Source organism: Pseudomonas sp. TREG-RG-20F-10-E-6-01, assembly GCF_022662455.1.
In the GTDB taxonomy this organism is placed as follows: domain Bacteria; phylum Pseudomonadota; class Gammaproteobacteria; order Pseudomonadales; family Pseudomonadaceae; genus Aquipseudomonas.
This window is the reverse complement of sequence record NZ_JAKNQP010000004.1, coordinates 287,615-312,136: the sequence shown is the minus strand read 5'-3', so window position 1 is coordinate 312,136 and position 24,522 is coordinate 287,615. Positions and strand designations below refer to the sequence as shown.

The following is a 24,522-nucleotide window of genomic DNA, read 5'->3' as shown; positions in this document are numbered from 1 at the left end:
ACCATGCTTTCCAACCCTAATATCGATCTGGTCTCGCGCTTTCTTCGCCTGCCGCTTGAACAACGTCAGCAGTTTTATCAGCGCCTGCAAGCGCGTGGCATGAGCTTCGCGCAACTGCCGATTGCCCCGACCCGCCACGAGGTCCAAGCGCTGCCCTTGTCTTACGCTCAGGAACGCCAGTGGTTCCTCTGGCAGTTGGACCCTGACAGCGCCACCTATCACATCCCTGGCGCGCTGCGCCTGCAAGGCCAGTTGGACCTGGTGGCGCTGCAGCACAGTTTCGACCGTTTGCTGGCGCGCCACGAAAGCCTGCGTACCCGGTTGGTACAGGATGGTGAGCAGTTGTTGCAGGCCGTGATGCCTGAGGCTCGCGTTGAAATCGTGCAGCGACGCACGGACGAACAGCACCTGATGGCGCAGGTGGAAGCTGAGGTCGCGCGGCCTTTCGATCTGCTCCAGGCACCGCTGTTGCGAGTGACGCTGCTGCAACTGGCCGACGATGAGCATGTGCTGGTGATGGTGCAGCACCACATCATTTCCGATGGCTGGTCGATGCAGGTCATGGTCGAGGAGCTGGTGCAGCTCTATGCCGCCAGCAGCCAGGGCCGCAGCCTGGAATTGCCCGACCTGCCGATCCAGTACGCTGACTATGCCCTGTGGCAGCGCGGCTGGATGGAAGCGGGTGAGAAAGCCCGTCAATTGGCGTACTGGGAGTCACTGCTGGGCGGCGAGCAACCGGTGCTGGAATTGCCCCTCGATCACCCGCGACCGGCTCAGCAAAGCCATCGCGGTGCCAGTTTGCAGGTGCATCTGTCACCGACGCTGGTCAGTGGTATCAAGCGCCTTGCGCAGCAAGAGGGCGCGACCCCGTTCATGCTGCTGCTGGCTGCGTTCCAGACCTTGCTCTATCGCTACAGCGGACAGTCGGACATCCGTGTCGGCGTGCCGATTGCCAACCGCAACCGGGTCGAGACCGAGCGGCTGATCGGCTTTTTCGTCAACACCCAAGTGCTCAAGGCCGACCTTGACGGGCAGATGAGTTTCGTCGAACTGCTGCAGCAGACCAAGCATCGCTCGCTGCAAGCCCAGGCCCATCAGGACCTGCCGTTCGAACAACTGGTGGTGGCGTTGCAGCCCGAGCGCAGCCTGAGCCACAACCCATTGTTCCAGGTGATGTTCAACCACCAGACTGACGCCCAGGGCGGGCGCGAGGGCCAGCAATTACCAGGGCTGCGCGTCTCGGAACTGGACTGGGACAACCAGACCACGCACTTCGATTTGAGCCTGGACACCCATGAGTCCGCCGAAGGCATCTGGGCGGCGCTGACCTATGCGACCGACCTGTTCGAGGCCGCAACGATCGAGCGTTTGGCGCAGCACTGGCAGAACCTGCTGCACGCAGTGGTGAGCGCACCGCAGAGTCGTCTCAGTGATGTGGTGATGCTCGGCGCCGCCGAACAAACGGTGGTACTCGAGGAGTGGAACGCGCCGGCTACCGGCATCGAACTGCACGCGGTGCATCAACTGTTCGAGGCTCAGGCCCGGCAGCACCCTGAACGCCAGGCCTTGGCGCTGGACGAGCAGGCCATCAGCTATGGCGAGTTGAACCGCCAGGCCAACCGTCTGGCCCACTACCTGATCGCCCAGGGCGTAGGCCCGGAAGTGCTGGTCGGCATCGCCGTGGAGCGTTCGTTTGCCATGGTGGTGAGCCTGCTGGCGGTGCTCAAGGCGGGCGGTGCGTACGTGCCGCTCGACCCGGAATACCCGCGTGAGCGCCTGCTGCACATGCTTGAAGACAGCGGCGTGAGGCTGGTGCTCACGCAATCGTCGCTGCGTCAGCGCCTGCCGCTGCCTGGGCTTTTGGCGATCCTGGACATCGACCTGGCGGATGCGCAACTGGCGCAATGTGCCGAGCACAATCTAGGGCTCGACTTCGAACCGCGCAACCTGGCCTACGTCATCTACACCTCAGGCTCTACCGGCAAGCCCAAGGGCGTCGCCATCAGCCATGCCGCCTTGAGTGAGTTCGCGAGCATTGCCGCTGACTATTCGTGCCTGACTGCGGACGACCGAGTTCTGCAGTTCGCGACCTTGAACTTCGACGGCTTCGTCGAGCAGCTGTACCCAGCCCTGACCCTCGGTGCCACCGTGGTGCTGCGTGGCGCGCAACTGTGGGACGGTGCCGAGCTGTACCGGCAGGTTATTGCTCAGGGCATCACCCTGGCCGACTTGCCCACGGCCTACTGGAAACTCTTTTTGCAGGATTGCCTGGCGGCGGGCCCGCGCGCTTACGGCGCACTGCGCCAGGTGCATATCGGCGGCGAAGCCATGCCGCTGGATGGCCCGGCGTTGTGGCGTCGTGCTGGGCTTGGGCATGTGCGCCTGCTCAATACTTATGGGCCGACCGAGGCGACCGTGGTGTCCAGCGTGCTGGACTGCAGCGCCGACACCACTATGATCGGCGCCAGCAACAGCCCTATCGGCCGCGCGCTGGCGGGGCGTGGGTTGTATGTGCTCGACCGTGATTTGAACCTGCTGCCGGTCGGTGCCGTGGGTGAGCTGTATATCGCCAGTGAAAGCGGCCTGGCGCGTGCCTATCTGCAACGCCCTGCGCTGACGGCGGAACGGTTTGTCGCCGACCCTTTCAGTCATTCGGGTGCGCGCCTGTATCGCACGGGTGACCTGGCTCGCCGTCGCGCTGATGGCGTGATCGAGTACGTCGGGCGGGTCGATCATCAGGTCAAGATCCGTGGTTTCCGTATCGAGCTGGGTGAGATCGAGGCGTTGCTGCTGGCCCAGGCAGGCGTGCGCGAAACGCTGTTGCTGGCGGCTGACAATCAGCTGCTGGCCTATGTGGTGCCGACGCAACCGCTGGCCGAGCAAGAACAGTTGGCTGCTGGTGAGCAACTCAAGGCCAGCCTGCGCGAGCAATTGCCGGATTACATGGTGCCGGCTCATCTGATTTTCCTCGCACGCATGCCGTTGAACCCCAATGGCAAGCTGGACCGCCAGGCCTTGCCCAAACCGGATGCCACGTCGGCGCAAAGCGATTGGCAAGCGCCGGTTACCGCCCTGCAACAGCAGGTTGCGGCGATCTGGGCCGATATCCTCGGCACTGAGCGTGTAGGCCTGACCCAGCATTTTTTCGAGCTGGGTGGGCATTCGTTGCTGGCGATGCAGGTGGTCTCGCGCCTTCGCCAGGCGCTGAACCTGGAAGTGCCGCTCAAGGCTCTGTTCGAGCAGCCGCGCCTGGACGGTTTCGTCGCCGCTATTGAAGCCCATTCCCCAACCACGCCAAAGGCGCCGGCGCTGGTGCCGGTGGGGCGTGACCAACCGCTGCCGTTGTCGTATGCCCAGGAGCGCCAGTGGTTCCTCTGGCAACTGGAGCCGCAAAGCGCGGCGTATCACGTGCCCAGTGCCTTGCGTTTGAAAGGGCAGTTGGACATTGCCGCGTTGCAGCGCAGTTTCGACACGTTGCTGGCACGGCATGAAAGCCTGCGCACGCATGTGCGCCAGACCCACGACGGCGCAGTGCAGGTGATCGACCCGTTGGCGTCGGTGCAGATAGTGTGTGGCGATGTCGAGGAGGCCCAGCTCAAGGCGCGAGTAGAAGCTGAAATTGCCAAGCCGTTCGACCTGCAACAGGGGCCGTTGCTGCGCGTGGCGCTGCTGCGTCTGGCGGCTGACGAGCATGTGTTGGTACTGGTTCAGCATCACATCGTGTCCGATGGTTGGTCGATGCAGCTGGTGGTGGAGGAACTGGTACAGCTTTACGCCGCGTACAGCCAAGGGCAGGGCGTGCAATTGCCGGCGTTGCCGATTCAGTACGCTGACTACGCTGTGTGGCAACGCAACTGGATGGGCGCGGGTGAGAAAGCGCGCCAACTGGCCTATTGGCGCGAGGTGCTGGGCGGTGAGCAGAGCGTGTTGGAGCTGCCCTTCGACCACCCACGCCCTGCGGTGCAGAGCCACCGTGGCGCACGCCTGCCTATCGAGCTGGCGCCGACACTGGCCCATGACCTCAAGGCATTGGCCAGGCAGCAAGGTGTGACACTGTTCATGCTGTTGCTGGCGTCGTTCCAGACCTTGCTGCACCGCTACAGCGGTCAGGAAGAAATCCGCGTCGGCGTGCCGATTGCCAACCGCAATCGCAGGGAAACCGAGCGCCTGATCGGCTTCTTCGTCAACACGCAAGTGCTCAAGGCCGACCTGCATGGCCAGATGAGCGTCGAGCAGTTATTGCAGCACACGCGCCAGCGCGCGCTGGATGCTCAGGCGCATCAGGACCTGCCGTTCGAGCAACTGGTCGAAGCCTTGCAACCGGAGCGCAGCCTGAGCCACAACCCGTTGTTCCAGGTGATGTTCAACCACCAGACCGATGTGGGTCAGGCCCAGGTTCAGCACCAACTGCCGCAGTTGCGGGTAGAGGGGCTGGACTGGGAGAGCAAGACCGCGCACTTCGATCTGGACCTGGATATCCAGGAATCCAACGAGGGTATCTGGGCCACGCTGGGGTATGCCCAGGATTTGTTTGAGGCCGGCACCGTGCAACGTATGGCTCGCCATTGGCAGAACCTGTTGCAGGGCATGGTCGCCAACCCGCAGCAAAGCCTCAGCCAATTGCCGCTGTTGGACAGTGCCGAGCAGCAACAGATTCTGCACCTGTGGAACTGCACCGATTCGGGCTTCTCGGCCAAACGCCTGGTGCACGAATTGGTCGCCGACCGTGCGCGGGAAAACCCGAATGCAGTGGCAGTGAAATTCGATTCGCAAACCCTGACGTATGGTGAACTCGATGGCCAGGCCAATCGCCTGGCGCATGCGCTGATCGCCCGAGGTGTGGGGCCGGAAGTACGCGTGGCCATCGCCATGCCGCGCAGTGCCGAGATCATGGTGGCGTTTCTGGCGGTGATGAAATCCGGTGGCGTCTACGTACCGTTGGACGTGGAATACCCACGTGATCGCCTGCTGTACATGATGCAAGACAGCCGTGCAAAATTGTTGCTGACCCACTCGGCTGTGCAGCAGCGGCTGCCGATCCCCGAAGGCCTGGAAGCGCTTGCGGTTGATCAGGTCCAAACTTGGGCCGAGGCTGACGACAGCGCCCCTCAGGTGGCACTGGACGGCGACAACCTGGCCTACGTGATCTACACCTCCGGCTCCACCGGTATGCCCAAAGGGGTGGCCGTGTCCCACGGTCCGCTGGTGGCGCACATCATCGCCACCGGTGAGCGTTACGAAACCGGCCCGGCGGATTGCGAACTGCACTTCATGTCGTTCGCTTTCGATGGCTCCCACGAAGGCTGGATGCACCCGCTGATCAACGGCGCCAGCGTGCTGATCCGCGACGACAGCCTGTGGTTGCCGGAGTACACCTACGCCCAAATGCACCGCCACAATGTGACGATGGCGGTGTTCCCACCGGTTTACCTGCAACAACTGGCCGAGCACGCCGAACGCGATGGCAACCCACCGGCAGTGCGCGTCTACTGCTTTGGCGGGGACGCGGTAGCCCAGGCGAGTTACGACCTGGCATGGCGCGCACTGAAACCCACCTACTTGTTCAACGGCTACGGCCCGACCGAAACCGTGGTGACGCCGCTGCTGTGGAAAGCCCGTAAGGGCGACCCGTGCGGCGCGGTGTATGCGCCCATCGGCACGTTGCTGGGCAACCGCAGCGGTTACGTATTGGATGCGCAGTTGAACCTGCAACCCATCGGCGTCGCTGGTGAGTTGTACCTGGGCGGTGAGGGTGTGGCGCGTGGTTACCTCGAGCGTCCGGCACTGACCGCTGAGCGTTTCGTACCGGACCCGTTCGGCAAACCTGGCAGCCGCGTGTACCGCAGCGGCGACTTGACCCGTGGTCGCCCGGACGGTGTGGTGGACTACCTGGGCCGTGTCGACCATCAGGTGAAAATCCGTGGTTTCCGTATCGAATTGGGTGAAATCGAAGCCTGTCTGCGCGAGCAGGACAGTGTCGGTGAAACCGTGGTGGTGGCTCAGGAGGGCCCATCCGGCAAGCAATTGGTCGCCTATGTGGTGCCGTTGGACCCGGCGTTGATCGACGATGCCGTGGCGCAATCGAACGGCCGCGAGGCGCTGCGTCGTGCCTTGAAAACCCGTCTGCCGGATTACATGGTGCCCACGCATCTGATGTTTTTGCCGCGCATGCCGCTGACGCCCAATGGCAAGTTGGACCGCAAAGGCTTGCCGCTGCCCGACGTGAGCCAGATGCAGCAGGTCTACGTAGCGCCACAGAGTGAACTGGAGCAGAAGATTGCCGCGATCTGGTCCGACGTGCTGCGCCTGCCGCGTGTGGGCTTGCATGACAATTTCTTTGAACTGGGCGGCGACTCGATCATTTCGATCCAGGTGGTCAGCCGCGCCCGCCAAGCGGGTGTGCGCTTCACGCCCAAGGACCTGTTCCAGCACCAGACGGTGCAGAGCCTGGCAGCCGTAGCCCGCGAAGGTGAGGGCGCAGTGGTGCTGGATCAGTCGGCGCTGACCGGCGAGTTGCTGCTACTGCCGATCCAGCACGCGTTTTTTGCCGATGACATCCCGCAGCGCGAGCACTGGAACCAGTCGGTGGTGCTGCAGCCGCACCAACGGTTGGAGGTGCCTGTGCTGTTGGCGGCACTTGAGGCGTTGATCGTGCATCACGACGCCCTGCGCACTATGTTTGTCCAAGGTGCAGACGGCTGGCGTGCGGTGTATCGAACTGCGCAGCAGCATCAGGCCGAACAGGTGTTGTGGCAGACCACGCTGAACACCGCTGAAGAGCTTGAGGCCCTGGGCGAAGAAGCCCAGCGCAGCCTCGACCTGAGCCAAGGCCCGCTGCTGCGTGCGGTGTTGGTGGGCATGGCCGACGGCTCGCAACGCTTATTGTTGGTGATCCATCACTTGGTGGTGGACGGTGTGTCCTGGCGCATCCTGTTGGAAGATCTGCAAACCGCCTACCACCAACTGGTCGAAGGCGTCAGCGTGGTGCTGCCGTCCAAGACCAGTTCCACCCGCGCCTGGGCCGAGCGTTTGCAAGCGTACGCCGGTACTGCGGCGCTGGCCGAGGAGTTGTCGTGGTGGCAGTCGCAGCTGCAGGGCAGCCGCGCCGGTTTGCCGGGCGCCGACCCGCAGGCCAGTGTCAGTAACCGGCATGCCCTGAGCGTGACGACGCACTTGGATCAAGGGTTTACCCGGCGCTTGTTGCAAGACGCTCCAAGTGCCTACCGGACCCAGATCAATGACGTGCTGCTGACCGCTTTGGCGCGCGTTATCGTGCGCTGGACCGGTGACGCGTCGATGCTGATCCGCCTGGAAGGCCACGGCCGTGAGGACCTGTTCGACGAGATCGACCTGACTCGCACCGTCGGGTGGTTTACCAGCCTTTATCCATTGCAATTGGCACCAACCGACTCCCTGGCGGGTTCGCTCAAACAGATCAAGGAACAGCTGCGCGCGGTACCACACAAAGGCCTGGGCTTTGGCGCCTTGCGTTACCTGGGCAGTGCCGAGGCGCAACAGGCATTGGCGGGTTTGCCGCGCCCGCGCATCACGTTCAATTACTTGGGACAGTTCGACACCAGCTTCGAGAGCGGCGAACAGGAGGGCTTGTTCGCGCCTTCCGGTGACGCCAGTGGCGCCGAACAAAGCCTCGATGCGCCGCTGGGCAACTGGCTGGAAATCAATGGCCAGGTGTACGGCGGCGAGCTGAAGTTGAACTGGAGTTTCAGCCAGGCCATGTTCGCCCAAGCAACCGTGCAACAGCTGGCTGATGAGTACGCGTTGGAACTCAAAGCCTTGATCGAACACTGCTGTGCTGCGGCCAATCAGGGCGTGACGCCGTCGGACTTCCCGCTGGCGCGCCTGTCGCAAGTTCAACTGGATGCGTTGCCGCTTGCCGTTTCTGAGGTTGAAGACCTGTACCCATTGTCGCCGATGCAGCAAGGTATGTTGTTCCAGTCGCTGTATGGCGAAGGGTCGGGCGATTACATCAACCAGATGCGCATCGATGTGGACGGTTTGGATGTACCGCGCTTCCGCCAGGCCTGGCAGGCGGCGGTTGACCGGCATGAAATCCTGCGCAGCGGCTTCCTCTGGCAGACCGATGTGGAGCAACCGTTGCAGGTGGTCTACAAGCAGCGACGAATGCCGCTTGAGGCGCTTGATTGGCAGGACCGCGCCGATTGCCCTAAGGCACTCGATAGCCTGGCCGAATCGGCACGCGTCCAAGGTTTTGTATTGGAGCAGGCGCCGCTGTTGAGCCTGTCGGTGATACGCACGGGTGCGTCGAGTTATCACTTGATCTACACCAATCACCACATCCTGATGGATGGCTGGAGTGGTTCGCAGCTGTTTGGTGAGGTGTTGCAACACTATGCCGGCGAGCCGCTGTCTGCACCGACCGGGCGTTACCGCGACTACATCGCCTGGTTGCAGGCGCAGGACAAGGCCGTCAGCGAAGCCTTCTGGAAGGCTCAACTGGTCAATCTGCAGACGCCTACGCGTCTTGCACCTGGCCTGTCGAGCAATGAGCCTGCTGCATTGGCGGCCAATGGTGAGCATCGCCTGAGCTTTGACGCCGCTCACACCGAACGCCTCAAAGCGTTCGCGCAAGGCAACAAGGTTACGCTCAATACCTTGGTGCAAGCTGCCTGGTTATTGCTGCTGCAACATCACACCGGGCAGGCTACCGTGGCCTTCGGCGCCACCGTGGCAGGTCGCCCGGCCGAGCTGCGCGGTATCGAGCAGCAAGTCGGTTTGTTTATCAACACGCTGCCTGTGGTGGCCACGCCTGAGGCGCAGCTGTCGGTCAGCCAGTGGCTGCAACAGATCCAGGCGCAGAACGTGCGCTTGCGCGAGCAAGAACACACGCCGCTGTTCGAGATCCAGCGTTGGGCCGGGTTGGGTGGCGAGGCGCTGTTCGACAGCATCCTGGTGTTCGAGAACTACCCGGTGTCCGAGGCGTTGGAGCAAGGCGCGCCGTCGGGCCTGCGCTTTGGTGCGGTGCACAGCCTGGAGCAGACGCACTACCCGTTGACCGTGCTGCTGGGCATGGGCGACAGCCTCGGGCTTGAGTTCAACTATGACCGCCAGGCCTTCAGCGCCGCACATATCCAGCGCTTGGCCGAGCACTTCCAGCAGTTATTGAATGCCTTGATTGTCGATGCCGACCAACGCCTGGCCGCACTGCCGTCCGTGACCCGGGCCGAGCGTGAGACGTTGCTGGCCTGGAACGCCACGGCTCAGACTTACCCGCTGCATCAGGGCGTGCATCAGTTGATTGAGGCCCAGGTGCTACGTACGCCGCACAGTCCGGCCCTGGCCTTTGCCGGGCAGCAGTTGAGCTACGCCGAACTTAACCGTCGGGCCAACCGCCTGGCGCATCGTTTGGTGGCGGCGGGTGTCGGGCCGGACGTGCTGGTGGGGCTGGCGGTGGAGCGCTCCATCGAGCTGGTTGTCGGCCTGTTGGCCGTGCTCAAGGCCGGCGGCGCCTATGTGCCGCTGGACCCGGAATACCCGCGTGACCGACTCAGTTATATGCTGCAAGACAGTGGCGTGAATCTGCTGCTGACCCAGGCACATTTGTTGGCGCAACTGCCGCTCTCGACAGGCGTGCAAAGCCTGGTGCTGGAGACCGGCGAAGCATGGCTTGAAGGTTACAGCGAGCACAATCCTGATGTTGCAGTGGATGGCGAGAACCTGGCGTATGTGATCTACACCTCGGGCTCGACCGGGCAGCCCAAGGGCGCCGGCAATCGGCATTCGGCATTGACCAATCGACTTTGCTGGATGCAGCAGGCATACAGCCTGGATGGCGGCGATACGGTGCTGCAGAAAACCCCGTTCAGTTTTGACGTGTCGGTGTGGGAGTTCTTCTGGCCACTGATGACCGGCGCGCGTCTGGTGGCGGCAGCGCCGGGAGATCATCGCGATCCGGCCCGGTTGATCAGCTTGATCAACGCCGAGCAGGTCACCACGCTTCACTTTGTGCCATCCATGCTGCAAGCCTTCTTGCAGGACGCGGCGGTCGGCTCTTGCCATAGCCTGCAACGCATTGTGTGCAGCGGCGAAGCATTGCCGGTGGACGCGCAGCAACAGGTTTTTGCCAAGCTACCCGCTGCCCGGTTGTACAACCTGTACGGGCCGACGGAAGCCGCGATTGATGTGACCCACTGGACCTGTGTCGAGGAAGGCAGTGATGCCGTGCCGATTGGCCAGCCCATCGCCAACCTGGGCTGCTACGTGCTGGACAGCAACCTGGAGCCGGCGCCGGTGGGCGTGTTGGGCGAGTTGTACCTGGGCGGTATTGGCCTGGCGCGGGGTTATCACCGTCGGCCGGCGTTGACCGCTGAGCGTTTTGTGACTGACCCCTTCGGCAGTGGAGAGCGGCTGTACCGCACTGGCGACCTGGCGCGCTATCGCGACGACGGTGTGATCGAGTACGCGGGCCGCATCGACCATCAGGTCAAACTGCGCGGGCTGCGCATCGAGTTGGGTGAAATCGAGGCGCGTCTGCTGGAGCATGAGTGCGTGCGTGAAGCGGCCGTGCTGGCCGTGGACGGCACGCATTTGGTGGGTTACCTGGTATTGCAGGCGCCGAGTGAGGATTGGAAATCCGTGGTCGGCACGCACTTGTCTGCGCACTTGCCGGATTATATGGTGCCCGCGCAGTGGGTCGTGCTTGAGCAGATGCCGCTGAGCCCGAATGGCAAACTGGATCGCAAGGCGCTGCCCAAGCCTGAAGCCAGCGGCGCAGACCAATACCAGGCGCCGCACAGCGAGATTGAGCAACAGGTTGCAGCGATCTGGAGTGAGGTGCTGGGTGTTGAGCGGGTGGGGTTGAACGACAACTTCTTCGAGTTGGGCGGCCACTCCTTGCGCGTGCTGTTGCTCAAGGAGCGCATCCGGCAGGTCAGCGGGGTCAACCTGTCTGTCAGCCAATTGATGCTCAACCCAACCGTGCGCGGGCAGGTTAATTGCCTGCAGGGCGATGCGCGCAGCGAGTTGATCGTCAAGCTCAACAGCCAGACCCAAGGTACGCCGCTGTTCATGTTCCACCCAAGCTTTGGTTCGGTGCATTGCTACACCGCGATCGCCCTGGCGCTGCGCGAGCAACGCCCGGTGTACGGGGTGATCTGTCGTGCGCTGGTGGAAGAGGGCGCGTCGGTGCCTGAATGGCAGGCGATGGTTGACGATTACGCCGCGCAATTATTGGCGGCTCAGCCACAGGGTGCCTATCGCTTGGCCGGTTGGTCGCTGGGCGGCAACCTGGCGATGGAAGTCGCCTACGCGCTAGAGCAAGCAGGGCGTGAGGTGGAGTTTGTCGGCTGGATCGATTCGGCGCCGCCGCAGTGGCTCAAGCCGTATTGGGACGCGGTGATCGTGGAGGAGGGGCGCGAGGCATCCGCCAATGAGCGCCGTGCGGCGTTGCTTGGGGCAATGTTCCCGGCGTTTTCCGAGCAGATTGAAGGTGCGTGGCAGGAGTGCCAGCGTCAGGCAGCGGATGAAGACGGGCAATGGTACGCGTTCGTGGCCTGGGCAGAGCAGCATTTGGGTGAAGGTTTTACCCGCATCAAGGAAGAGTTGCTGCGTGGCAACGAGGCGCAGATTTCCTGGGAGGTTGACCGTGCGTTGAGCGAACGCTTGGAAGCGGCGGACTTCAAGCCGATCCAGGCGTCGGTCAGTTGCTGGTGGGCCTCATTGAGCCGCGCGGGGCAGTTCAAGGACCTGATCGAACAGAACATGGCGAAGGTGATTGGGCAGGGGCGCATCGAGCGTTCGGTGATGATCGACACCGATCATGACGGCATTATCGACAGCGCCGCGTTCATCAACAGCCTGGTGGCCGCCATGGAGTAAGGAGGGCGACGCACGAATCAACCCTGATCATTGATCCGGGTTTTTTTGTGCTGGATTTCAGGCCGGGCAGGCATCAAAAAAGGGCTCCGCAGACGTGATTTTCTGTGGGGGCTGGCTTGCCTGCGATGGCATCGACTGGGGGCCTGATATTTCGAGGTGCATGCATCGCAGACACGCCAGCTCCCACAGTTGACCGAGCATGGCCTTAATACACAGGCATAAAAAAGCCCGATGAGAGCGGCGCTTTCATCGGGCGTTGGGTTGATCGCTTGGGTGATCAGTGCATTTGATCAGAAGTCCCAGCGGGTGCTGAACATCACGTTACGCGGATCACCGTAGGCGGCCGAGTTATAGAAGCCCACGTTGGTGTAGTAGGTGGTGTCGAAGATATTGTTGAGGTTGACGGTCGCCGAGAGGTTCTTGGTGACCTGGTAGCGGGTCATCAGGTCCACCACTGTGTAGGACGACTGGGTGATGTCCTGGTTTTTATTGAGCGGCTGGTTCCAGATTTCATTCCAAGCCTTGGTCTGCCAGCGCACACCGCCACCGACGGTGAACTTATCCAGAGCACCCTTGAGTTTGTAGGTGGTGTTCAGGTTGACCTGATTTTCCGGCTCGAAGGTGGAGATTTTCTTGCCGTCTTCGTCGCGCACGATCTTGTGGGTGTAACCGCCCTGCAGCTGCCAGCCTGGGCTCAGCTCACCGGAGATTTCTGCTTCGTAGCCTTTGGTGACGGCCTTGGAACCCTTGAACGCATAATTGTCGGGTGTCGGGGTTTGGTTGTTGTAGGCATCGTCAGAGATAGCGCGATTGGTCTCATGCACCTCGAAATACGCAAGGCTGGTGTTCAAGCGGCCTTCGAAGAACTCGCCCTTCAAGCCTATCTCGTAGTTTTGCCCTTCGTCCGGCTCGAGCAGCGTCTGGTTGCGGTCTTTATAGGTGCTTTCCTGAGGTTGGAAAATATCGGTATAGCTGGTGTACACCGAGAAATTGTCGTTCAGGTCATAGATCACACCCGCATACGGGATGAACCGGCCGGTTTCCTTATAGGAGGGGTTAATACCGGTGACGTGATAGTTGGCGACGCGACCGCCGAGAATCACGTTCAGGTCATCCATTACGTTCAAGCGTGTCGTCACGTAGTAGCCGGTCTGACGGATATTGTCGTCGGTGTACTGCTGGACCGGGCCGTAGATCGGCTTGGCGATCTTGCCATTCCAGTTGTAGAAATCGACTTTGTTGCCGCCTGGCCATTCCGGTGACCAATAACCCTTGCCCTGCCAGCGCGAGGTGCCGATCGAGCCGCCTACGACCAGTTCATGGTCGCGGCCGAACAAGCTGAAAGGCCCGGTGGCATACAGATCGGCCGAGGTGCTTTTGGTTTCGCCCGTGTACTTCTGCCCATTGATCGTTGCGCTGCCATCGGACTGGGGCTCAACGAACTGAATCGAGCCAAGGTCGGCGTGGTAGCTGTTGATCTTGTGGTCAAGTTGGAACTTGGTGACCCAGCCATCGCCCAGATCATGCTCGAGCATGGCAAAGGCGGTGCGGGTGTTTTGTTCCCAGGAACTCCAGGTGGTGCCGTTGTTGTAGGAGCGGGGCATCTTGTTGATGCTGCCGTCGTATTTCACCAGCGGGAAGGAACCAGACCAACTTGAACCTTGTGGAATGCTGTCCTGGTAGTCGAAGCCCACGGTCAGCATGGTATCGGGGGACAGGTCGAACTCGGTAATACCGTAGTAGGTTTCGGTCTTGCGGGAGTAGTGGTCCATGAAGGAATTTTTGTCTTGGTACGCCGCCACTGCGCGACCACGGACGTTGCCGCTGTCGGTCAACGGGCCGCTGACGTCGACTTCGCTGCGGTAGTTGTCCCAGGAACCTGCGCCCAGTTGCACATGGCCTTTGAATTCCGAGGTGGGCTTCTTGCGAATCAGGTTGATGGTCGCGCCCAGAGAGCCGGCACCGTTGAGCAGGCCGGTGGCGCCCTTGAGAACTTCGACGCGGTCGTAGATCGCCATGTCGCTCAGGGTGTTACCTGCCGAATAGCCAACGTTGCGCACGGTGGACGGAATGCCGTCGTACTGGAAGCTGTTGACCGAAAAACCACGGGAATAATAGTTGGTACGGTCGGTGTCATAGGCCGACACGGTGATGCCCGGGGTGTGGCGCATCACGTCATCGACGTTATTGAGGCCAAAGTCTTCGATGTGCTGGCGGGTGATCACCGTAATCGACTGCGGGGTTTGCCGCGGCGTCAGGCTCAAGCGGGTTGCCGTGGCAATGGTGCCTGGCGTGTAGGAACCGGAGCCCTCGGTGATGTTGCCCAGGGCGTTGCCGGTTACCTCGGTAGGGCTCAATTCCAACGCTGCGGATGTACCGGCGGCGGTCACGGTCAGCGAGTTGCCATTGAAGGTGTGGGTTGTCTCTGTGCCACCCAGCAAGGTGTCGATTGCCCGCTGCGGTTCCATTTTGCCCTTGACTGCGCGGCTGCTCTTGCCCTGCACATCGCTCGGGCTGTACAGCACCTGCACGTTGGTCTGGCGCCCAAACTCCTGCAGCGCGCTCCCCAGCGACTGCGCAGGAATATCCAGCTCGATCTCCTGTGCCTGCGCATAACCTGCAACCGGCAGCGATATCGCCAGGGCCAAGGCGCTCGGAAGAAGATTGATGTTCAGGGCCCGGCGCATGGATAGCGCTTTGCTCAGGGGGCTGAGACCGAGTCTTGCTGGCATGGATGCTTTCTCTTCTATGTTTAAGTGGGCAAGTTATAGGTGTTTATTGAGTATTGTTCTCATTACCACTAGTGAGACGTTCCTACTTGTAAAAACCGGAAAATAAATTTCAGGCAGGCTCCATTTCGTGCACCACCTGGCCGGCGCGCAGTCGCACCAATTGATCGGCGATGTCGAAGTAGCGGTCGTCGTGGCTGATTACGATGATGGTTTTGCCCAGGCGCTTGAGGTCCGGCAGCAGCTCGGTGTAGAAAATCCGGCGGAAAGCCGGGTCCTGGTCGGCGGCCCATTCGTCGAACACCAGTACCGGGCGTTCTTCGAGCCAGGCGTTGACCAATGCCAGGCGTTTGCGTTGGCCGGTAGACAGGTCGGTGGTGCTGAACACGCCGTCCTTGACGCTGACCTTGTGCGCAATCTCCAGGCGCTCCAGGTATTTGGCGGCGCTAACCAGTGAGTGGGTGGCGCTGCCTTGCACCAGATCGTCGAACAGGTAGTAGTCGGAGAAGATCGTTGTGAAGAGTTGGCGATAGTCATCGCGCTCGGGGTCGGTGACGGCCTCGCCGTTCAGGCGGATCTCGCCCGCCTGGGGCGGATACAAGCCCAGCAGCAGTTTGATCAGGGTGGTCTTGCCGCTGCCGTTCTCGCCGACGATAAACACGATATCGCCTTGTTTGATGCTCAGGTTGATCGGCCCCAGGTGGAACGGTTCGCTGCCTTCAATCGCCGGTGGGCTGTAGCTCACGCCGCGCAGTTCCAGGCTGTTGACGACCGGTTTTGGCGCTTCGCTGTCATCCATCAGCAGGTGCGGTTCGGGGGAGGAGAAGCGCTCCGACAGCTCGCTGATCCGGCCAAAGGCGATCTTGGCCTTGCCCACCACCGGCAGGTAACCGAGCAGGTGTTCCAGCGGGCCTTTCATGTACAGCAGCACCAGCACGAAGCCGGTGATCACCGTAGGGTCGGGGTTCGGGTTGTAGGCCTGCATCGCCAGGGCCAGGCCGATTACCACGAAGAACAGCATCGAGCCGAACGTCTTGGCGAGGATATAAATGTTGACCGAACGCACCTGGATATCGCTGATGCGGTCTGCGGTTTCCTGGATGCGATGGGTATTCATGCGATAGCGCCGTGGGCGGTGCATGCGCAGCTCCTTGGCGCCGGAAGCGATCGCGTTGTAGTAGCGCTGCAATTCATCTTCATGGCTGCGCGCCAAGTCAAAGCCCTGGATGCCTTTGCCACCGGCAATGAATTGCACGGCGCTGCCGATGATGATCGCCACCACCATCATCAGGAACATCGGCACCGACAGGTAGGCAAGGTAGCCCAGGCAACCGAGGGTCACCGTGGCGGCGATGGCCAGTGGCGTGAAGGCGAAAGAAAAATCGCTGATGGTGTCGACGTCATGGGTCAGCACCGGGATCAGCCGGTGGGAGCGGTAGCGCTCGATCTGGCCGATGGGTGCCGACAGCACTTTCTCGCCCAGATCTTTGCGCAGGGCAGCAATGATGCGTTGCCCGACATAGTTGGTGCCGATGTCGGAAATGATCGAGCTGATCAGCGCCAGTACGCACAGCGCCGCAAAGGTCAGGACCACGCCTTGGGTCATGCCGTTGACCGAATGCAGCGCGTTATTGATGGTGGCGAGCAGCAAGGTAATGGCCAGGCCGCCCACCATGCCGAGGGCGACGGAGATCGTCACGATGGTACGAAAGGGCCTGAGCAAGGCGAGCAGACCCTTGAAGGCGCTGCGTTTGGGGTCGGTCATAAGTACTTCCCGGAGAGTGAAAAGAGGGGCTGGGCACACAGACCCTTACCCATGACAAACGAAGCGCCGGCGCGAGTATTTAGCTCGGCGTGCCCTTTGCTGGTGGCGCGGCATAAATTGCCGCGCAGCTGGTTCGTTCTTGTGCTGTAGGCGCACGTGCATCGACGCCGCGCGCAGTCCATTCAGCGAGAGCGAAACAATGACGAAAAAGAACCTGGTGTATGTGTGGTCCCTGCGAAATGCCGCAGCCGACAAGGCCGGGCAACCGGTGGCCTACAAGGACCACGAGCGCTACATGAAGTCGGTGCTGGAGTTTCTGGTGGGCTCGTTGAACGACACCCCATTGGGCGAGGCGTACAACCTGGTTGGCGTGGTGTACGACGATGACGAACAGAACCCGCGCGACCAGCAACTGGTCAGCGATTACGGCTTTGCCTACAAACCAGGCCGCCAGTGGCTGTACCCGGCGGATCTGCAAGTGCAGGGCCGGTTGGTTAACGATTTGTTGCTGAGCGTGCCGTCCACCTATCGCCGTCTGCCACGCGGCAGCGCCGAGCACATCGCCGGCAAGCAGGATTTCGAGCGTCGCCTGCACGACACGCTGGTGGAATTGAAAGCCGATATCGTCGTGCTGGATGGTTTGCTGGTGATTCTGGATGAGTTGGTGCGGCCAGGTGCGCCGTTTGCGCGGCGCATCATGAACATTCACCCAGGCATTACGCGCATCGAATCGCCTTATGAACGCCGCGGTGCGTACGCTACCTGGAGCGCGTTGTATGGTGCGCGCGGGCAAACCGTGGTGGATTGGGCGACCAAGGCCACCACGCCGTCCGAGCCGCTGTACCTCACCGGCGCGTCGTTCCACTACGTGGATAACGGCATTGATTCGGGTGAAGTGTTTCACGACGTGCTGAAAACCGAGATCTCGCCCGAGGACACTATCCTCGAACTGCGCTGGAACAACTTCAACAACAGCCTGTTCCCGGCGTTGCACGAAGGCTTGGAGTTGTTGGCCAAGCAGGCCTGAACACAGCCCTATGGGTACCTGCAGAACCAAAATGTGGGAGCGGGCTTGCCCGCGAAGGCGGCGGCCCTGTCGATACAGGGGTGACTGACACACCGCTATCGCAGGCAAGCCAGCTCCCACATTTGAATGGTGGCGGTCTTGACGGCTTGCGCACGACCCTAGGCCCAGCCGCCCCAACAGGTATCGCGAATTTTTACCTGATGTACGCAAGGCAAAATGTGGGAGCGGGCTTGCCCGCGAAGGCGGCGGCCCTGTCGATACAGGGGTGACTGACACACCGCTATCGCAGGCAAGCCAGCTCCCACATTTGAATGGTGGCGGTCTTGACGGCTTGCGCACGACCCTAGGCCCAGCCGCCCCAACAGGTATCGCGAATTTTTACCTGATGTACGCAAGGCAAAATGTGGGAGCGGGCTTGCCCGCGAAGGCGGCGGCCCTGTCGATACAGGGGGGACTGACACACCGCTATCGCAGGCAAGCCAGCTCCCACATTTGAACGGTGGCGGTCTTGACGGTTTGCGCACGACCCTAAGCCCAGTCGCCCCAACAGGTACCGCGAATTTTTACCTGATGTACGCAAGGCAAAATGTGGGAGCGGGCTTGCCCGCGAAGGCGGCGGCCCTGTCGATACAGGGGTGACTGACACACCGCTATCGCAGGCAAGCCAGCTCCCACATTTGAATGGTGGCGGTCTTGGTATTTGCGCACGACCCTAGGCCTAGCCGCCCCAGCCATTACCGCGAATTTCTACTTGATGTACGCAAGGCAAAATGTGGGAGCGGGCTTGCCCGCGAAGGCGGCGGCCCTGGCGATAAAGGGATGACTGACACACCGCTATCGCAGGCAAACCAGCTCCCACATTTTGAACGGCGCCGCGCTTAAAGCTCGCGCACTACCCGAAAGCCAATCCAGTCGCCGCGCGTTTGCGGGTAAATATTGTTGCGGTTGCCCGAGCGTGAAAACACGGGCGCTTCGCCCCAGTCATTGCCGCGAATCTGGTAGCTCTCGCAGTTCGGTTCGACCCAGGCGCTGCCGTCGGTGGGCGCACCGACGTAGTTGGGGTGCTCGCAGTCGGCAACCCGCTCATAGACATTGCCGTGCATGTCGTACATGCCGAACGCATTCGGCGGGTAGCTGTCCACCGGCGAGGAATAGCTGTAGCCATCCGCCGGGCCGTAAGTGTTGGCATGTTCGGCGATGCTGTAACCCTTGCCCTCATCGAAAGGAAACGGAAACGGGCCGGTGGTGCCCGCACGCGCCGCATATTCACGCTGCGCTTCGCTGACCATCTGGTACTTCTGCCCGGTCTTTTTCGACAGCCAGGCCACATAGTTCTTGATGTCGTCCATGTCCATGCACACCGCCGGCTGGCGCGGGCCTTGTGGGTAGCGTGGTTTGCTGGCGATGCATTCGCGCCCTGGGCGGGTGTCGCCGTCGGCGATCTTGACGCCGGTCTGGCGGATATAGCTGTCCCATTCACCGGCGGTGATATGGAAGCGGCTCATGGCAAAGGGTTTGGCGAAGGTCACCTCATGCATCGGGCCTTCGTCGGGCTCGCGGCCGACTTCGTCTTCCGGGGTGCCCATGGTAAAGGTGCCGGCCGGCAGCACGACCATTTCCGGGCAGTCCTTGCAGTCTTTGAATACTTTGCCCGGTTGCGCGGCGGCCTGGGCCAGGCCTGGCAACAGTGCGCCGCACAGGGCGGTCAGCGCCAGGGCAGTGAGGGGCTTGAGTCGGGATGGAGTCATGTGGGCATCTCGTTCAAAGGAAAAGGGTTCACAGCCGTTGGCTCAGCAAACTCATGAAACGCTGGATCTCATCCGAGCTGTTAAGCAGACCGGGGGAGGTGCGAATCACGGGGCCGACATCGCGGTCTACCGCATCGATCACCACGCGGTTTTTCATCATGTGAGCGACCACGGCCTCGCTGTCCTGGCCCTTGACGCGGAAGAAGGTAAAACCGGCGGAGAGATCAGGGCTGCGCGGCGTCACCAGCTCGATCTGCGAGTGAGCCAGCAAACGGCTTTTCAATTCGCTGTTGAGCGCGTGAATGCGCGCCTGCACTTGCGGCTTGCCCAACTGCAAATGCAGCTTGAAGGCTTCGTCCACCGCCCAGCGATGCTCAAAAGCGTGGTAACCGCCGGGCGTCATAGTGGTGGCGAAATTGGTGTCTTCGGAGAAGGTCGGCACCATCGGCGTCACGTATTTGTTTTCGGCGTCACGGGCGCACACCAGGCCGGTACCGCGCGGACCGAACATCCATTTATGTGTGCCGGCGATAAAGAAGTCGCAGTGCATGTCGGGGAAGTCGAGGTTTTCCACGCCAAAACCGTGCACGCCGTCCACCACGTAGAGAATGCGGTCGTTTTCATCGCGGTGACGGTTGAGTGCATCCACCAGCCTGCCGATCTCGCCAATCGGTAGTTTCACGCCGCTGCCCGACTGCACCCAGGTCATGCCCAGCACGCGGGTGTTGGGGCGAATACTGCGCTGGATATTGCCGAGGATTTCGTCGGCAGACACGCGATTGGCGTCTTCGAACAGCCTGAACCGGCGCACCTGCGTGCCTTGCTTGAGCACGCGAAAATCCAGGACGTTCTGGGTGGCGTAATGCTCGTGCACGGTGGTGAGGATTTCCTGGTCGGGTCGCAGCTTTATCCCGCCGTAGATCATCGCCAGCCCTTCGGAGGTGCTGCCGGTGAGGGCAATTTGCGCCGGCTTGGCGTTCAAGTAGCGACCGGCCCATTCCCGTACCTGGCCTTCGCGTTTCCAGGTTTCCTCAAGCCCCCAATCCATCGCCAGCCCTGGGTTGCGGTCGATCTGCTGGCGGTAGCGGTCGATCGCCTCGCGCACCGGCTTGGGGTGCGAGGCCACCAGGAAGTTGGAGAAGTGCAGGTAGTTCGGGTCCTGGTTGAACAGCTGTTTCAATCCCGTCCATGGGTCGTTCGCAGCGGGTGCCGGGTTGTCGGCCAATGCTTGAGGTATCAGCGCAGCGCCCAGCGGCAGGCTGGCGGCGAAGACACCGGCCTGTTTGAGAAATGTACGGCGATCAGTCATGGACGTGCTTCTAGGTGGTTAGCGGTTGGCCAAGGGCTTGGCGGCTTTTTGTACCTGGTCCCATACGCGCAGGAAGTTGCCTCCCCACAGCTTGGCGATGTCGGCTTCGGAGTAGCCACGCTGGATCAGCTCAGCGGTGACGTTGCGCACCTCGCCGACGTTCTCCCAGCCCTGGATGCCGCCGCCGTCGTTGAAGTCCGACGAGATGCCGACGTGATCGATGCCAATCTTGCGCACGGTGTAGTCGATGGCGTCGCCCCAATCCTTGAGGGTGGCCTTGGGTTCTTCTTCGAGAATGCCGTACAGGCCCTGGGCGTACTGGCCGAACTTCTGCTCGGGCCAGGCGGCAATGATTGCGTCGCCGGGCATCAGGGCCATGGCCAGGTTGGGCAGCGGCGGCAGGTCGAACCGCGCGCGCAGGGCGTTGAGTTTGTCTTGGGTTGGCTGGCTCAGCGGACGCAAATAGGCCGGGAAGCCCACCACTTGAACCACGCCGCCACTGTTCTTGATCAGTTGCAACTCCTTGTCGCTGAGGTTGCGCGGGATATCCACCGAGGCGCGTGGCGCCGAGTGGGACGCCACCATCGGCGTGCGGCTCAATTGCGCCACCTGCTCCAGGGCTTTGGTCGACATTTGCGACACATCGATGATCACGCCCAGGTCATTGAGGCGATGCACTGCCTGTTGGCCGATGGGCGACAGCCCTTCGAGGGCGTCGGTCGAATCATTGAAAAACGGCAGTGGGCGCGACGAGTCGGACCAGGCGTTATTGCCGATATAACTGAAGCCGAACATGCGCATGCCGCGCGCCGCCCACAGGTCCAGTTGGTTCAGGTCATCGCCCAGCGGGTAGGCGTTGAGCATGCTGATAAACACCGCAAATTTGCCCTCACCGTGCAGGCGGCGCAAATCGTCCGGGGTGTAGGCGATGCCAACCTGGTTGGGAAAGTCGCGCACCATGCCGGAGATGATCTTGTAGCGCACCTCTTGCTCGTGGCGGGCCTCCTCGACAAAACCGTCGGTGGGCTTATGCGGCGCGTTGGGGCCGTTCCAGATTTCCGGCCAGCCGAAAATCGTCAGGGCTGCGCCCGACAAGCGCCCGCGCGCCGCCTTGGCCAGGTCGAACTGGCCGCTGCCATCTTTGTCGGCCTCATTGCCGGCCGTGCCGAAATCCATCGGCACCGTGATGTGGCTGTCGAACGACAGCAGACGGTCCTGCATTTCATTGGCTTGCTTGATCACCTCCAGCGGGTAACCGGCATTGCCGCGAAACCAGTGGTCCCAGACCAGAAAGCCGGCCCCGGCGCCGATGGCCAATGCCAGCGGCAGGCCGATCAACAGCGCCTTTTTCGAACGTGGTTTTGTCATTGCCATCTCAGTCAGTTGAGGCCTTTGCTATCAGGGAAGAACGAGTCATGGCCGGGGAAATTTAGGCCCGCTTCGCGCGGCGGTAAATTTGCGAAGGCTGCAAACGTTCTAGCTCTGATTAAGCCGTTTCCTAAGGTAAACAATGACGATCTCTCGACGTGGGTTCATCGCAGGCCTGGCGCTGACGGGCGCTGCCGTGCCGGCGGCCTTTTATGCCCATCGCGAGCTGACGCGTGAAGAAGAATTCCCCATTACCCCGGGCGAGGCCACGGTGGATTTGGCCGATACCGAAGGCCAGCATTTGGCGAACATTTTGCGCGGTGTGTGGAGCCTGCGCCTGGAAGGCCGCGACGCCGGGCTAAAGGGCTTGCCACTGCAAGGCCTGGAACTGCTGCTGGACATCGCCCCGCGTGGCCGTGGCCTGCGCGGCTACCTGGACACCGCTGAAGCCCTGCGCGCCGAAGGTGAGCCGCGTTACCGCGTACTCGGTGACGTGCTGACAGGCGAGGGCGCCTTGCTTTACTGGCGCCTGATCGACCGCGAGGCGGCCGACGGCGCACCGGCCTATGAATTCAAGATGACCCTCGATGAAGTCTGGGCCGACTTCGCTAACGCCGGCAGCAGCACCCTCAGCGGGCAGATCCTCAACCTCGATCGCCCCTTGGCATTGACCGAGCGTGACAACCGCTTTATCGCCCACAAGCAATTGTTTCCCGAAGCCCGCCAACGCATCGGCCTGAACCCGACGCTGCTGGCCTGGCTGATTTCGCCGGAGCACCGCCTGTTTCACCAACTCTGGCACGCCACCCGCGACCAGTGGCACAAGCTCTCGGAAGAAAAGCGCGACGCCTTGCGCGGCATCGGCTGGCAGCCCGGCCCGCGCGGCCAGGAACGCGACGCCCGTGGCAAACGCAAAGATCGCAACGGCTCGGGTATCGACTTCTTTTTCATGCACCGCCATATGCTCGGCAATGCGCGTTCCATGCAAGATTTGCCGTCGTGGCCGCAATTCCCCGAGCCGCAGCCGGCGCTGGAACGCGACCGTCTGGGCTTTGTGCGTTACTTCGATAACCACGACGGCTTCGCGTTGCCGCCCTGTTGGTCGGCGCCGGATGACAGCGAATACACCCAGTGGGTCAGCGATATCAAGGCGGCCCAGACTTACCACAGCAACTTTCAGGTCTGGGAATCCCAATACCGCGACCCACGTTACCTGGCCAAGCTGAGCCTTGGGCAATTGGGTTCCGAGATGGAATTAGGCCTGCACGACTGGCTGCACATGCGCTGGGCCTCGGTGCCGCGTGACCCGTCCAACGGCGCGCCGGTGCCGTTCGCCCGCGACCCGTCGGACTTTGCCGCGCGTTGGTATGCGCCGGAGAACGACTTTCTCGGTGACCCGTTTTCATCCCATGTAAACCCGGTGTTCTGGCATTTTCACGGCTGGATCGATGACCGCATCGAGGATTGGTTTCGCGCCCACGAGCGCTTCAACCCCGGTGAGGTCAGCCGGCTGGAAGTCAATGGCGTGAACTGGTTCGCGCAGGGGCGCTGGGTGGAAGTCGGCGATCCGTGGCTGGGGCCGGACACCCACGGCTGCAGCACCACGCCGGGTTTGCAGATGGGCAGGTCGATGGAGATGGACCCGGAGACCATGAAGCTGGCGCTGCGTATTACCTTTGCCGCTGAGGACGAAGGCTTGCAGGCATTGTTCAAGCGTGTGCCGAGGCGGCCCTGGTACGCACGGCACTTGAAGGTCAAGTAACGCCTGGGACGTTGGGCCAGAGGTCGGCCACCAGGAACAGGCGTTCGGCTTCTTCCCAATCCTCGCCATTGCGAACCATGCGTACCAGAAGCTGCGCCGGCGCCATCGGGTCAAGTGCCGCCAGCCAGCCGTGCATTTGCTCCTCACTCCACACCTCGTCCTGCGGGTAATGCGCCGGCGCAAGCCAGGCATGCCGCGGCAGCGGTTGCCAGCGCCCCGGCGGGCTGGCACTGACCAGCGCCGGCCAATCGCGCTGATGCAGCCAGCGCCCCCGCAGATGCTGCGGATGGGCACCGTGAGGGGGTTCGGCCTGGCCGGGCCAGGGATAGAGCAAATACCCGCCGAGCCACAAATGCGCATCGAACTGCTGGATATCCAGCGCCGCCAATGCCTCGCGGCTTTCCGCACGCGCTGAAATCGGCAACTGATGCTGAGCGAGGTGTGCCAGCTTGCGGTCCAGCCGATCATGGCACCCCGGCCCCAGCCATTGCGCGGCGTCCAGGCCGTTGCCGTCCTGCGGCCCGAGATACAGTTTGATCGCCAGTTCCAGGTGGTGCACGCCATCGCGGTCGCGCAGCAGCATGTCCAGCTCGCCCAAGGTATGCCCGGCGCGGCGGATCGGCAGGTTGGCGGCGAGCAATTCCACGCCCGGCGCATGCTGCACGGCAAATTGCCATAGGCGCTCGTAGTAAAGGCCCAGGCGCCGTGTGCGGGCAAGGCTTAGCCAGTGCTGCAAGGCGCTGCTGTCTTGATCGAGCGCGCGTAACCATCGCTCCAGCAGATGCGGTGCCTGCACCCACTCGCTGCCCGCCAGCGGGTGGCGCTGCGGCCAGGGCGTTTGCGCGAGCATCGGCGGGGCAAGCATCACCCACGCCAAATCGCGCACTTCGGGGTGGCGCAGTTGGCGGGGCAGGTTGTGCAAATCCGGGAACACAGTCATGGTCCGAGCATAGCCGTT

The 24,522-nt window shown here is 61.9% G+C and carries 9 protein-coding genes; 3 read left to right on the top strand and 6 right to left on the bottom strand.

The window, feature by feature from the left end:
* Positions 1 to 3: 3 nt before the first annotated feature.
* Positions 4 to 11,856 carry a non-ribosomal peptide synthetase gene (locus L8K08_RS15450; protein WP_242198386.1) on the top strand — a complete coding sequence of 3,951 codons (11,853 nt, stop codon included), beginning with the start codon at positions 4 to 6 and terminating at the stop codon, positions 11,854 to 11,856.
* Positions 11,857 to 12,146: 290 nt separating this feature from the next.
* On the opposite strand, the gene L8K08_RS15445 is transcribed toward L8K08_RS15450, so the two are convergent.
* Positions 12,147 to 14,543, bottom strand: coding sequence for a TonB-dependent siderophore receptor (locus L8K08_RS15445; RefSeq protein WP_277933640.1), 2,397 nt, complete (start codon positions 14,541 to 14,543; stop codon positions 12,147 to 12,149).
* Positions 14,544 to 14,697: 154 nt separating this feature from the next.
* Positions 14,698 to 16,350, bottom strand: coding sequence for a cyclic peptide export ABC transporter (locus tag L8K08_RS15440; RefSeq protein WP_242198380.1), 1,653 nt, complete (start codon positions 16,348 to 16,350; stop codon positions 14,698 to 14,700).
* 199 nt (positions 16,351 to 16,549) lie between these two features.
* On the opposite strand from L8K08_RS15440, the gene L8K08_RS15435 reads away from it, so the two are divergent.
* The gene (locus L8K08_RS15435) at positions 16,550 to 17,377 is read left to right on the top strand and encodes a N(5)-hydroxyornithine transformylase PvdF (protein ID WP_242198377.1); all 828 of its coding nucleotides are present in this window, start codon (positions 16,550 to 16,552) and stop codon (positions 17,375 to 17,377) included.
* Between the two features lie 878 nt (positions 17,378 to 18,255).
* Here L8K08_RS15435 and L8K08_RS15430 read toward each other — a convergent pair.
* Genes L8K08_RS15430 through pvdM form a run of 3 tightly spaced genes read right to left on the bottom strand, consistent with a single transcriptional unit; the run spans position 18,256 to position 21,802 of the window.
* Positions 18,256 to 19,125, bottom strand: coding sequence for a formylglycine-generating enzyme family protein (locus L8K08_RS15430; protein ID WP_242198374.1), 870 nt, complete (start codon positions 19,123 to 19,125; stop codon positions 18,256 to 18,258).
* A 28-nt stretch (positions 19,126 to 19,153) separates the two neighbouring features.
* Complete coding sequence (locus L8K08_RS15425; RefSeq protein WP_242198371.1) at positions 19,154 to 20,434, bottom strand: aminotransferase class V-fold PLP-dependent enzyme; 1,281 nt, start codon at positions 20,432 to 20,434, stop codon at positions 19,154 to 19,156.
* An 18-nt stretch (positions 20,435 to 20,452) separates the two neighbouring features.
* A complete protein-coding gene (gene pvdM / locus L8K08_RS15420) occupies positions 20,453 to 21,802 on the bottom strand; it encodes a pyoverdine-tailoring dipeptidase-like protein PvdM (protein WP_242198368.1) in 1,350 nt (449 codons plus the stop codon).
* Positions 21,803 to 21,944: 142 nt separating this feature from the next.
* Between pvdM and L8K08_RS15415 the strand changes: the two genes are divergently transcribed.
* Positions 21,945 to 23,564, top strand: coding sequence for a PvdJ/PvdD/PvdP-like protein (locus L8K08_RS15415; RefSeq protein WP_242198366.1), 1,620 nt, complete (start codon positions 21,945 to 21,947; stop codon positions 23,562 to 23,564).
* On the opposite strand, the gene L8K08_RS15410 is transcribed toward L8K08_RS15415, so the two are convergent.
* Positions 23,557 to 24,504, bottom strand: a complete 948-nt coding sequence (locus L8K08_RS15410; RefSeq protein WP_145165718.1) for a DUF1853 family protein — start codon at positions 24,502 to 24,504, stop codon at positions 23,557 to 23,559. The genes L8K08_RS15415 and L8K08_RS15410 overlap by 8 nt on opposite strands.
* Positions 24,505 to 24,522: the final 18 nt, after the last annotated feature.